Consider the following 12,255-nt stretch of genomic DNA (forward strand, 5'->3'; position numbering starts at 1 on the left):
GGATTTGCGCAGGTGGGAGTAGCCGATGAGTGATCTGATCGATGGCCAGTACGACGTGTTCAAAACCTTCCTGGACAAGGACACTCCGGCTGAAGCCATCAAGAAGCTCAGGCTGTTCGCCTCGGAAGACGTGATCAAGCGGATCATGGACCGCTACGACCAGGACATGGTGCGGATCAAGGAGATGCGCGAACCGCACTCCGTGGTGATCGACAATTACGAAACCTGGTATGCGGGACCGCATCCCGACGACCGACTGTGGCCCGCGATCCAGGACGACCTCATCAGGCAGGGCTGGCCGCAAGACCCGGCCATCGACAGCCTCGACGATTCGTCCACCCGGATCGTGTCGTTGCTGCAACACCCGCGAAAGAACGCGTTCTCCACACGGGGACTCGTGGTCGGGTACGTACAGTCGGGCAAGACCACGAACTTCACCGCGGTGATGGCGAAGGCCGCCGACCGGGGCTACAAGCTGTTCATCGTGTTGGCCGGTATCCACAACGGCCTTCGTCGGCAGACTCAGGCGCGCCTCATCCAGCAGCTGGTCGAACCCAACCCGACGCTGTGGACCCAGATCACCGACCTCGATCGTGACTTCAGCCCCACCGCCAATCCCGCGAGCTTCTTCGGCAAGTCGAACAAGACCCACGTTCTCTGCGTCGTGAAGAAGAACGCCACGGTGTTGCGGAAGCTGGTGAAGTGGTTGGGCGATGCTTCCGACTACCTGGCTGACTGCCCAGCCCTCATCATCGACGACGAGGCCGATCAGGCGACGGTGGCGACGAAGTCGATCAACCCTCTGATCCGGCAGATTCTCAACACCTTGCCGAAATCGGCTTACGTGGGCTACACCGCGTCACCGTTCGCGAACTTGCTCATCGACCCCTCCGCGGATGACCTGTACCCCGAGCACTTCATCGTGAATCTGCCCAAACCCGATGGCCATTTCGGCACCGAGGTGCTGTTCGGTCGGTATGCCCTCGACGGTGAGGATCCTGCCGAGGTCGACGACGGCTACGACATGATCCGCAATGTTCCCGACGACGATGTCGAGCTGGTCCGCCCCAAGACGCGAGCGGACGCCGAGGACTTCTACCCGTCGATCACCGCCACGCTGCGGCGCGCGGTGATGTACTTCTGGATGACGACGGCCGCGCGTCGGGTGCGTGGCAGCGGAAACCCACACTCCACCATGCTGATTCACACCAGCGTGCGGACCGCGGTACACAACAGCTTCCGCGACCCGCTGCTGGCGTTGCGCGCGGCGACCGGACGCAATCTGTCGGACGCGGCTCTACTGCGTGAGATGCGTGCGTTGTGGGACGAGGAGACCTCGCGGGTGCCCGCTGTCGCGTTCGACGAGAAGCCGGTTTCCTTCGACGAATTGGCCGCCGAGCTGCCCGGGGTGCTCCGTGACTGCCGTGTCGTGATGGACAACTCGGAAAGCACCGACCGCCTCGACTACGAGAACGGCCCCGTGGTGGCGATCGCCGTGGGTGGTAACACGTTGTCGCGAGGTCTGACGTTGGAGGGGTTGTCCGTCAGCTACTTCGTCCGGGCCGTGTCGACCTACGACACCCTGCTCCAGATGGGCCGGTGGTTCGGCTATCGCACGGGCTACGCCGATCTCCCTCGTATCTGGATGACCGCCGAACTCGAAGACTGGTTCCGCCACCTCGCCACCGTCGAGACCGAGATGCGCCGCGACATCGACGTCTACATGACCGAGGGCAAGACGCCGATGACCTTCGCGGTGCGGCTGCGTACCCATCCCTCGCTGCGAGTCACCGCCGCCGCGAAGATGAAGGACGCGGTGTCGGCGTTCTCGTCCTATGGCGGCCAGCGTGTCCAGACCCGGTACTTCCGCAAGGAATCGGACTGGTTGCTCCGGAACCAATCCGCGGCCCGCGCGCTCGTGACTGCTGCCGGTCGATTCGGCCAGGTCGAGGGAAACGGCGCGGACGGCCGCTACCTCATCCGTGACGTTCCCAGTGAGACGGTCATGAACTTCCTGCGCGAGTATCAGTTCCACGAGAAGTCACAGGAGTGCGATGCCGATCTGATGATCGGCTACATCGAGAAGCGGATCCGCAACGCGGGCACGTTGCGGCGGTGGAACATCGCCGTGGTCGGTAAGCCCGCGATCGACGACGCGGACCTGTTCGACTTCGCCCCGGGGATCGGCGTCGGCAGGATCATCCGATCGCAGTTCGCCGCGACGTCGGACCATACGGATATCAAGACGTTGATGAGCCGTCGGGACGCCGGGATCGACCTCGACGGCATCACCTCGAGCACGACCGAGGAAGACATCGCCAAGGCGCGGAAGGCGCAGCACCCCGATGCCGGATTACTGGTGCTGTATCCGATCGACAAGACCTCCGAGCCGGAGCCGTCGAAGACTCGGCGACAGGCATTGAACGCGCCGGAGCACGTCATCGGCGTCGGTCTGGTGTTCCCGACGCCGACCGACGACGACAGCACCGTCGCGTGGGAAGCCGACTATATCTCTGCGGACCTGTCCGGGGTAGAGATCGAGGAGGAGGATTTCAGCGCCCTCGAATCCGAGGAGCTCTGATGTCGAACCGGGTGAAGGAGGTTCTCGACGAGCAGTGGCGCGGATTGCTCCGACGGCCACGGACCGAGGACTCCGTCGTCACTCTCGCCGAATTGCCGGTAGTGACCGTCGCCGGATCCTTGGCGGTGGCTGTGGACAACGCCGGTCACCGGCACCTGCTCGTCCCGATCGGTGCGTATCAGAATGTGCGCCGTGGCCTCAACGGTCCCGTCTTGCGTCTGAGCAAGCGAATACTGGAGAACGACGGCAGCTTTCACGACTACGCCGATCTGGCCTGTCTGCGTCCCGATCTGAACGACATCTTCACCACGCTGTGCGCCGAGATCCTCGTCGCGACCGAACAGGCGCCGGAGAATCCCGTGAAGGTGCTCCACCGCACGCTCGACCGATGGCGCGCATTGTTTCTCAATCCCGGACCACCCCTCGGCCCACAGCAGATCGCGGGGCTCTTCGGTGAGCTGATCGTCTTGGAACGGTTGCTCGAGCGGGATGGCGGCGCAAGTCGGCTGTGGACGGGTCCATCGGGTTACCGCCACGATTTCGCCACCGACTTGGGCGCTGTCGAGGTCAAGGTGTCCACGGGGCACGATGGCCGCGAAGTCAGAATTCACGGTCTGGATCAGTTGGAGCCGCCGGTGGATGGTGCGCTCGGTCTCGTGTGGTTCCGGCTGGAATCGAGTGCGCATGACGGCATCGGAATCGTGGAACTGGTCAAGCGGGTGCTCGATCTCGCCGATGACGAAAGCGAGGTGCTCTCTCTCCTCGCCACCGTCGGCTACCGCGCCGCGGACAACGATCACTATGCGCACGTGCGGTTCTCGATCGATGAGCAACGTTGGTACAACGTCGATATCGCGTTCCCGCGGCTGACGACTGTCGACCTGGCAGCCGCGGCGGTCTCGACCAATGTCCGCAATGTCGACTACACGATAGATCTGTCGGGAGAGGTGCCCGCGCCGATGGACGCCGATGATGTGGAGCGGCACATCACGTTGATGCTCGAGGAATCCCGATGACAGCGCCCGCGTGGGTATCTCAGCCGTTCCCGCCCGAAGGGGCCAGCGCGGCCGAGGGAATTCGAAATCAGCTCGGAAAACCCGAGCTGGACCATCTGACGATCCTGGTCCGGGAGTCGGCCCAGAACAGTTGGGATGCTCGTCGAGGCGATGGCATCCCGGTGGACTACCGCATCGACCTGCAGACGATCAGTGCCGCGGACGCTCCGGCCTGGCGGGAGAATCTACTGCGCCGGGCGCCGGCGAAACAGCGCCTGCCGCTGCGGGAGTCGCTGCAACAGCCGACTATTCGGGTCCTGTCCATCTCCGACCGCGGGACCCGTGGGCTCGGCGGACCGACTCGAGCAGACGCCGTCACCGACCGAGGGCGTGATTTCGTCGCCTTCCTGCGCAATATCGGTGAGCCGCGCGATCAGGCACTGGGCGGCGGCACCTACGGATTCGGCAAAGGCATCCTCTACCTGGTATCGAACGCTGGCACGATTCTGGTCCATACCCGGTGTGAATACGAGGGCCGCTACGAGACTCGATTGATGGGTGCGGCGCTGTGGAAGAGCTATGACGCGGTGGAAGACGGTCGCGAACGTCGCTACACCGGGCGACACTGGTGGGGCGACGGATCGGGCGAGGTGATCGAGCCGCTCGTCGGCGCGGAAGCCGACACCATGGCGCGCAAACTGGGTCTTCGACCCTTCGGCGACACCGAGACCGGAACGACCATCTCGATTCTCGATCCGAATCTCGACAACAGCGAACCGTCGGATGTCGCTCGATACCTCGCCGAAACAATCGTCTACCAGCTGTGGCCGAAGATGATTCCCGATGCCGACGGCACACCGCCGATGCGGTTCACGGTGACCTGTGACGGCATCGACTATCCCGTCCCCGACCCGGCCAGGATGAAGACACTCAAACTCTTCGTCGCGGCCTATCGAAAGATGCTCAGCCGCGAGGCCACGGAGTTGCATTGCCGTCGGCCGAAGAAGCTCCTCGGCCGGTTCGGGATGCATCAGACGATCGCCCAGCGCTTCGAACCGAGCAACGCCGAGAACATGGCGGGATTCGATACCGGGATGGTCCACCACGTGTGCCTGATGCGTCCGGCAGAGTTGGTGGTCACCTACTGGGCTGGGCCGAAGCCGGGCAGTGAGTACTCGGCGTACGCGGGAGTCTTCCGCGCGGACCGAGAACTCGACGACGCCTACGCAGCGGCAGAGCCGCCGACACACGACAACTGGAACTATCAGTCGCTCGACCACCCGGAGCACTCGTTCGTGAAGATGACGTTCGTGCGGATGAAGGAGGAGATCGACGCGGTCATCGGGCCTCGTGGCAGCAGCGGCGTCGAGGTCGCCCAGGTGTCGTTGGGTGCCGCGAGCGACCGGCTGTCCCCCCTCGTCGGTGGAGCGTGGGGTGTGGGATCGGCGACCGACTACGGCAGACCAGGCGAGACCGCGCCACCGCCACGCGCCGCGCCTGCTCGACGACCCAGTGGTCGACGACCTGAGCCGGTCGACTCCGGCAACGGGGATGCCCCGGGTTCACCATCGGTACCGAATGGTTTGGGTGCCGACGGGCAGCCCTCTTTCGGCAGCGACTTCAGCGAGGCCGGGGGACGATCGGCTCAGCCGGCGCCGCGCCGACGGCGTCCCAAGATCGAGTACGTCGGTGAGCCGGAACCGGCAGAGCTCTGGGGGCACGGGGTGGTCGTGCAACGGTTCACATTGCCCGTGGCCGTTCCGCAGCGGGTGAGCGCGGACGTGGCAGTCGCCCTCAACAGCGACGGAGGCCTGGAGATGGACCCGCCGGCCGGTGCGGAGATGCCCGGCCTCGTCGGTTGGGAAGACCCTCAGGGCGAGGTACATCAAACCCCAACCTACGTCATCGAGGGTGGCGACGGCAGTGTGTGGAAGGCGGTCGTCAAGCCCGCGGCGGACACGATGACCGACATCGTGCTGTACACCGAGGCGGTCGCCTGATGGCGAATCGCGTCCTGCCGTACAAGAAGCCGTCGTCGAACGTGGTTCGTGCCGGCGCGTGGTTGCTGTCCATCGACGGTGACGAGATGTCGCTTCCCGACCACCTGCCGCATTGGGACTATCAGACGAATCTGTCGTTGCGGAGAGTCATCCACGTCGATATCGATCGGGCTCTGGCCGAGGCGACCTTGGCTCCCGGCACCGAGTTGGCTTTGGCCGCGGTGTGGACATCGACAGGGTCGAAACTTCGCGGCGTGGTTTCGCGTGTCGTCGTTCCCGCGCACGGCGAGATCGAGCTGCGAGCCGAACTCGTCGGAGCGGATCTCGGTGGGGTACTGACACTGGATACCTCCCTGGTTCTGGCGCACCGCAGGCGCGGCACCGACCGGCCGGTTGCTCCGCGGCGGGGTGGGTCAGTCCTGTGGAGTGATCGCAGTCAGATTCGTCTGCAGGGAGATGCGCCTCAGTTCCCCATCGCGATCGTGGATTTCGCGCGCACCAACTATCCGGGGGATGCCGCGTGGCACCTCGAGATCGGTTCGAATCTCGACGTGGCCACGATGGGGTCCCTGCTCCTGCTGGTCAACGAGAAGAAGACGCTGATCGCCGAAGCTCTGCAGCGGGCGGGGAATCCGCGTCTCCAAGATAAGATGGCGCTGTCGATGCTGTACGCGGATGTGGCCCGGACGATGGTCGACCATGCTCTTCGGATCAGCGATTTCGATGATGACGCAACGTATCTCGATGAAACGCTGGGCGCTACGCTACAAGAACTCTTCGGGCGCTTGTTCCCCGGACGATCGATCACCGATGTCCGGCTGGCCGCCCAGGAATCGCCGAATCTGTTCGCATCCCAGCTTCAGGCGGCGGTCAAGATCTTCGAGGGGGTCGTATGACGCTGCTGTATCCGAGGTTGTTGCGGCACCGGGCCAAACTCCTCGCCGCGGAATACAAGGAACGCAGTGCCCTCGACCTGAACAGTGCGTGGGCGCTCACCGACGAGACGGCGGTGTTCGTCGCCACCGGGGGTACTCGGGTGGAACCCGAGAAGCTGCAGATACTCCGGGACATGGTCGTCGACCTGGCAAAGGAATCCGGATTTCCGGAGCTTCCGGATGCCAAACAGAAGACCGCCTTCGACCTGCGGTTGGCGGTCGCACTGCACCGGGAAATGCGCATTTCCCCCGCGGAGGCGGCGTCGGGCGACGTCTGGGCCTTCCTGGCCCTGATCGTCCTTCCCGACGTCGCGCACTGGCGCTACCCCAAGCCGCCGGGCGATCGCGTGCTCGCCTCGGACCTCACCCGTCACGTCTTCGGGCGTATGTGGTGGCGTGCGCAGTTGGTCTACGCCCCGACCGACGCCGACCCCTACGCTGCCCTCCACGTTCTCGGTGAAGCGGCCTTCGATCAGATCTACGCGCGCCGCGCTGCTCTCGGCGGCAGCCCGCACCTGATCAAATCGATTCTGCGGGTGTGGAAACAGATGAATCTCGCAGGCTTGGCCGAGCGTGACATCCTTCGAGACTTCCTGAAGCGCCTGCTCAGGCTGGCGCCGTTCGTCGTGTTCGAAGCGCTCGATGACTACGCGCTGGACGAGGAACTGCTCGAGATCGCCAGGGAAACCGTCGTCGGGTATCTGACCGCACGAGGGTCACTCTCGGCGAGTGACGCCGATGCCCGGGCCGCACTGGTTTTCGCGACACCGGCGACCACCGGTCGGTGACAATTCGGTGAGAGGCATCGGGAGGGCCGCCGACTCGCGGAGGCTCCCACGGTCTGACTCACCTCTGTTCTCCACGTTGTGATGGAACGGCGCAGTCCGACCGCGCCTCTTGTGAAAGGTGTTGTGCACGATGGGCTCCGGTGGCCAGAAGCGAGACCTGAATCAATCCTTGACTTCGGCGTTCGACGGGGGCACAAGGTTCTTGCCCTACATCGAAGAGATTCGATTTCCGATGTACAAAGCCCTTGCCGCCGATCTCACCTTGAACTTCCCATGGCCCATCACGGCATTGATCGGCCCGAACGGGACCAACAAGAGCTCCATCCTGCAGGCCCTGTCGTCGGCGCCGGAGGGTAGAAGTCTCGCGGAGTTCTGGTTCTCGACCGAGGTGGACGACATCGATGCTGGTGGCAGGGGCCGGGCATCGCACCGATTCATCTACAAGTACGTGTTCGACAACAGCGGGACGCGGGCGGAGTGCCGCAAGTATCGAGGAAACAAGCCGTATCGGTCGAAGGTCCCCGCGAAGCTCACGGGGAAGCGGGATCCCGACTACTGGGAGCCCACCAAACGTGTCGACGTCGACAACATGGCGGATGTACCCGCGGTCGGTTTCGACACGATGGTGTCGGCCAACCGTGACCGTTGGAATCTGATCCGAAAGAACGTGGTGTACCTCGACTTTCGGTCGGAGATCAGCGCCTTCGACAAGTACATTCACCACAGTCCGCTCGACCGGTGGGTTTCGGAACCGTCGCAGCGGCGGTTCCGGGTGATCCTGAACTCGGCTCTGGTCGCGCGTGCGCTGCGCGGTGATTCCGTCCCGACCACGCACCAGAAGAAGCTGGTGGCGAGGGTTCGTGAACTGGACGAGCCATCGGTTCAGGCAGCCGCCCGCATCCTGGGAAAGCCGCTACGGCGTGTCGATATGCTCGAGCACAAGTTCTTCGGGCCGCAGGGCTTCACTGTCCGACTGCACGTCGGTGACGCCACCACGGGTATGTCCAACGCTGGTCGATCGGTGTATTCCGAGGCACACGCGGGCAGTGGCGAGTACGCCGTCGTCAGGTTGGTGGATGCGATCAAGCGCGCACCGGAAGGGTCACTGATCCTGCTCGACGAGCCGGAGGTTTCGCTGCATCCGGGGGCTCAGGCAGCGCTGATGGAGTTCATCAAATCGGAGACCTTGGCGAAGGGACATCAGGTCGTTATTGCCACTCACTCGCCGATTCTGGTCGCCGATCTGCCGCCCGCGGCGATCAAGGTGCTGGCGTTCGACTCGAAGTCGAACCGGGTGGTGAAGATTGCCGACGCCTGCTCGCCGACCGAAGCGTTCGCGCATCTGGGACAGACCGTGTTCAACTCACGTCGGAAGATTCTGGTCGAAGACGACCTGGCTGCTGAATTGGTACGGGCCGCACTGCGCGTACACGCGCCGACGAAGCTGGACACGCTGGAGATCGTGCCCTTCCCCGGTGGTTCGGGCGGCATCGTCAAGACCGCGCTGGCGAGCTTCGCAATGTCCGACATGTCGGAGATCGGCATTCTGTTGGATGGGGACCAACGGGTTCCGGGACGAGGTTCGGCGCTCGACGTCGCCAGGGCTGTCGGTGCGGCGGGAGACAACTTCGATGCCCTGAAAGCGATCTGGAAGTCGACCTTCCACGAGGCCGTGCCCGATCTGCCGATCGATCACGGTTCTGACAATGATCGGAACAACCGCAACAAGTGCAAAGCGGTGCGTACGTGCATCTTTTGGGCGAACGACCATTTGGACTTCTTGCCTGGTACCACTCCCGAATCGTTGCTCAGCGAAGCATTGGGCTATGTACCTTCGGGTACCGACGGCAAGGCTGCGAAACAGGATTGGTTCGAGCGATACCGCGACGAGATGCGGTTGACCCAGTCCGAGCAGGTGTCGTCGGCAGACGTTCTGGGCTATCAGAAGGTCAAACTGGCCGGACTTCCTCAGGATTCTCCGCATCTCAAGGACGTGTTCGGGGCCGTGGAGCGGATTGTGAGTTGGTGATCGCCGGTCGCGGAATCAATTCGTCGCGCGGACCTTGATGGCGTCGTGGGAGATGAGGACGTCGTATTCGCCGGGGGTGGCGATGACGGCGTTGCCGTAGGCGGATTTGACGAAGGGGGAGGTGTACCAGGTGCCGGTGTTCATGTCTTCGAAGAAGTCTCGGTCGCTGCCGTTGAGCATGATGTGGTCCTGGTGGGTGGCTTTGCCGTCGAGGCGCTGGCCGTAGAGGCGGGTGATCTTGTAGCCGGAGTGGAAGCCGAGGGCGTTGACCCAGGGGTGGAGTTCGACGATGTTGGCTTGCAGGGCCCAGAGGTTGCCTTCGACGCGGTGGGTGGCGCGGGTGTCGACGGCGCCGTCGTCGTCGAAGAGGGTCAGTTCGATGTCGAGTTGGTCGGACTGTCCGGCAACGGGTTTCGCGGTGACGTGGGCGGCGGTGATCTCGCCGGTCAGGCCCAGGTAGGTCTGGAGGAGGGTGGCGATCCAGAGCAGGAGGGTGGCGACGAGGAGCAGGGCCAGGCCGGGGGCGCCACGGCCCAGGATGGTCTTGAGGCCGCCGCGGCGGCGGGCCGCGAGGGCGGCGGAGACGAGCAGGGCTACGGCGAGTGCGAGCAGGGCGAGCAGGCCGATCTGGGCGAACCCGAAGGTCACCGGGAAACTCATGTACCGGTTGTACCCCGAATTCGACTGTAACAGGGGTGGTCTCGGCATCTCGGTAGGGTGAATTCGTGGACAAGTATCGGGTACTCGTCGGCGTTCATCTGGTGCTGCTCGACGGTGACGGGCGGGTGTTGTTGGGGCGCAGGCTCGCTACCGGCTTCGGGGACGGGTTGTTCCATGTGCCCGCGGGACATCTCGAGGCGGGGGAGTCGGCGGTGGCGGGGTTGATCCGGGAGGCGCGCGAAGAGGTGGGCGTCGAGATCGACGCCGGGGATGTGGCATTCGCGCATGTGCTGCACAGCGACGAGCGGGTGCAGAAGTTCTTCGTCGTGCGGCGCTGGCGTGGGGAGGTTGTCAATCGGGAACCGGAGAAGTGTTCGGAGCTGCGGTGGTTCGATCCGGCACAGTTCCCGGCGGAGATCGTCGAATACTGCGAGGTCGGGGTGCGGGCGGCGCTGGCCGGGCGGGTGTTCTCCGAGTTGGGCTGGGACTAGACGGCTGGTCGGCGGCGCTGGATCAGCGCGATCGCGGCGGTGCAGGCGAGCGCGATGCCGATCGAGGCCGTCGCGGGGATCGGACCGCGGTCGACGTCGGCGGTGCGGTACCACGACGAGGAGTAGGCGAGGTGGCCGAATTCGTCGTCGCTCAACGCGACTCCGAGTGAGGGCACGAACAGGATCGACAGGCCGACGACGGCGGAGGTGGGACTCCCGGGGACCGCCGAGCCGACGCAGTATCCGCACACCGCGCCCAGCGCCAGACAGCCGACGGCGGCGTTGAGGGCCGCCGGCGGGTCGAGCAGGTCGGTGGCCAGCACGAACACCGACAGCGCGACCACGGTGGCCGCGGCGAGGATCGCGCGCGGTGCGCGCAGACCGACCAGCAGCCCGGCGCCGAGAGCGATCATGGTGCCCACGTCGACCAGGCCCGAGCGGGGCAGGGTGATGACGAGGCTGCCCGCCACGGCGAATGTGGTCATCAACAGCAGCAGGACGCCGTCGCGGTCGGGCAGGATCAGCGCGGCCGTCGTCGCGGCCGCCACGACGACGATCGCGCCGACGAGCACGTACGGGACGGTGATCTCGCGCACGGCCACCGCCAGTGACGCCGCCAGGATTGCCGAGAAGGCGATGACGGCGGCGAACACGGGCGCCAACGGGATCGCGGTGTCGAGGACCGGGCGCGGCGAGGTGGTGGTCGTCGCCGCGAAGTAGCCGAGGGCCAGGACGGTGGCCGCGATGAACCACAGCGGCAGGGTGCCGGCGAGGACGCCGTCGAAACCGGCCGAGGTCTCGTCGGTGGGCGCCTCGGTGAGGTCACCGAGCACGGTCGCGGCGGGCACGGCGAACAGGTACACCCCGCGCAACAGCGGGGCGGGCCAGACCGCGACGGCCAAGGCGCCCACCGCCATTCCGGCCAGGAGGGCGTCGACGAAGTTCAGGGTCGGCAGGGACAGGCCGGTGAAATGCGTGCTGTCGGCATTGCGGGCCAGGACCAGATGACTGAGCAGGATTCCCGCGAGCGCGACCAGTGCCGTCCACCGGGCCGTGCGCACGCTGCCGACGGCGACGGTGACCGCGGCGGTGATGACCGCGACGAACGCGCCGCCGGTCATCGCGCGCGGGATGTTGAACACCAGCAGGTCGACGTGGCGCGATTCGGCCAGAGCGGCGAAGCTGATCGGCAGCATGATGGCGAGGACGGCGACCGCGGCGGCCACGAACACCGTGACCGCTTCGGCAGCGGTCCGCAGCTCGGTGGCGTTGGGCCGCCGGGTCATCGGGCGGCCCGCACGGGTGGTCGCGGGCTCTTCGGGCGTCGCGCGATGGGGGCGTGCACCGAATCTCCGTTCTCGCGACCGGCTGGGTCCGGGCGGACCTGCGAGGGAGTCTATCCAGGGCCGATGCGCGCGCGGGCGCACGTGAGGTCCGCCGCCGCCGTGTCGCGGACCGGTCACCTGCCCGGTGGTGCCGCCGGTCGCCGCCGCCCTGCTGCCGGTGCCGGACCCAGGCATGCGACGATGAACGAATCTGCATGTCAGGTAAATGATTCGGAAGGTCGGTCGATGCCGAACGGCGTTGTGAGCTGGTTCGACAGCGGTAAGGGATTCGGGTTCATCACCCCCGACGCGGGCGGGCCCGAGGTGTTCGTGGAATACACCGAGCTGGTCGGTGCGGGGTTCCGCACGCTACGGGCGGGTCAGCGGGTGGAATTCGGGGTCAGGGAGACCCGGCGCGGACCGGAAGCACAGCACGTGCGGGTCGTCTAGT

General features: G+C 65.2%; 10 protein-coding genes. 8 read left to right on the top strand and 2 right to left on the bottom strand.

Annotation, left to right across the window (positions count from 1 at the left end; translation table 11 throughout):
* Positions 1 to 25 precede the first annotated feature (25 nt).
* From ATM97_RS18150 to ATM97_RS18175, 6 genes are all read left to right on the top strand, one after another.
* Positions 26 to 2,581 carry a Z1 domain-containing protein gene (locus tag ATM97_RS18150; protein ID WP_218719221.1) on the top strand — a complete coding sequence of 852 codons (2,556 nt, stop codon included), beginning with the start codon at positions 26 to 28 and terminating at the stop codon, positions 2,579 to 2,581.
* Positions 2,581 to 3,597: a PD-(D/E)XK motif protein gene (locus ATM97_RS18155; protein WP_218719222.1), complete on the top strand. Its 1,017-nt coding sequence runs from the start codon at positions 2,581 to 2,583 to the stop codon at positions 3,595 to 3,597. Before ATM97_RS18150 ends, ATM97_RS18155 begins: the two co-directional genes overlap by 1 nt.
* Positions 3,594 to 5,576, top strand: coding sequence for a hypothetical protein (locus ATM97_RS18160; RefSeq protein ID WP_218719223.1), 1,983 nt, complete (start codon positions 3,594 to 3,596; stop codon positions 5,574 to 5,576). The genes ATM97_RS18155 and ATM97_RS18160 overlap by 4 nt, the downstream gene beginning before the upstream one ends.
* Positions 5,576 to 6,472, top strand: coding sequence for a hypothetical protein (locus ATM97_RS18165; protein ID WP_218719224.1), 897 nt, complete (start codon positions 5,576 to 5,578; stop codon positions 6,470 to 6,472). Before ATM97_RS18160 ends, ATM97_RS18165 begins: the two co-directional genes overlap by 1 nt.
* 20 nt (positions 6,473 to 6,492) lie before the next feature.
* Entirely contained in the window at positions 6,493 to 7,299 is an 807-nt protein-coding gene (locus ATM97_RS18170; RefSeq protein WP_218719225.1) for a DUF6339 family protein, read from the top strand.
* A gap of 130 nt (positions 7,300 to 7,429) precedes the next feature.
* Entirely contained in the window at positions 7,430 to 9,328 is a 1,899-nt protein-coding gene (locus tag ATM97_RS18175) for an ATP-binding protein (RefSeq protein WP_218719226.1), read from the top strand.
* Positions 9,329 to 9,343: 15 nt separating this feature from the next.
* On the opposite strand, the gene ATM97_RS18180 is transcribed toward ATM97_RS18175, so the two are convergent.
* Entirely contained in the window at positions 9,344 to 9,988 is a 645-nt protein-coding gene (locus tag ATM97_RS18180) for a hypothetical protein (protein WP_218719227.1), read from the bottom strand.
* A 65-nt stretch (positions 9,989 to 10,053) separates the two neighbouring features.
* On the opposite strand from ATM97_RS18180, the gene ATM97_RS18185 reads away from it, so the two are divergent.
* Entirely contained in the window at positions 10,054 to 10,479 is a 426-nt protein-coding gene (locus ATM97_RS18185; protein ID WP_218719228.1) for an NUDIX domain-containing protein, read from the top strand.
* On the opposite strand, the gene ATM97_RS18190 is transcribed toward ATM97_RS18185, so the two are convergent.
* Positions 10,476 to 11,765, bottom strand: a complete 1,290-nt coding sequence (locus tag ATM97_RS18190) for a hypothetical protein (protein ID WP_218719229.1) — start codon at positions 11,763 to 11,765, stop codon at positions 10,476 to 10,478. The genes ATM97_RS18185 and ATM97_RS18190 overlap by 4 nt on opposite strands.
* Positions 11,766 to 12,050: 285 nt before the next feature.
* Between ATM97_RS18190 and ATM97_RS18195 the strand changes: the two genes are divergently transcribed.
* Complete coding sequence (locus tag ATM97_RS18195) at positions 12,051 to 12,254, top strand: cold-shock protein (RefSeq protein ID WP_218719230.1); 204 nt, start codon at positions 12,051 to 12,053, stop codon at positions 12,252 to 12,254.
* Position 12,255 lies beyond the last annotated feature (1 nt).

Origin of the sequence: Nocardia sp. MH4 (genome assembly GCF_019266065.1) — a bacterium.
Taxonomy (GTDB): Bacteria; Actinomycetota; Actinomycetes; order Mycobacteriales; family Mycobacteriaceae; genus Nocardia; species Nocardia canadensis.

What these genes read in the sequence shown, in the direction of transcription:
- ATM97_RS18150 (WP_218719221.1), top strand. Translation starts at nt 26, where the DNA reads ATGAGTGATCTGATCGATGGCCAGTACGACGTGTTCAAAACCTTCCTG.
- ATM97_RS18155 (WP_218719222.1), top strand. Translation starts at nt 2,581, where the DNA reads ATGTCGAACCGGGTGAAGGAGGTTCTCGACGAGCAGTGGCGCGGATTG.
- ATM97_RS18160 (WP_218719223.1), top strand. Translation starts at nt 3,594, where the DNA reads ATGACAGCGCCCGCGTGGGTATCTCAGCCGTTCCCGCCCGAAGGGGCC.
- ATM97_RS18165 (WP_218719224.1), top strand. Translation starts at nt 5,576, where the DNA reads ATGGCGAATCGCGTCCTGCCGTACAAGAAGCCGTCGTCGAACGTGGTT.
- ATM97_RS18175 (WP_218719226.1), top strand. Translation starts at nt 7,430, where the DNA reads ATGGGCTCCGGTGGCCAGAAGCGAGACCTGAATCAATCCTTGACTTCG.
- ATM97_RS18180 (WP_218719227.1), bottom strand. Translation starts at nt 9,988, where the DNA reads ATGAGTTTCCCGGTGACCTTCGGGTTCGCCCAGATCGGCCTGCTCGCC.
- ATM97_RS18190 (WP_218719229.1), bottom strand. Translation starts at nt 11,765, where the DNA reads ATGACCCGGCGGCCCAACGCCACCGAGCTGCGGACCGCTGCCGAAGCG.
- ATM97_RS18195 (WP_218719230.1), top strand. Translation starts at nt 12,051, where the DNA reads ATGCCGAACGGCGTTGTGAGCTGGTTCGACAGCGGTAAGGGATTCGGG.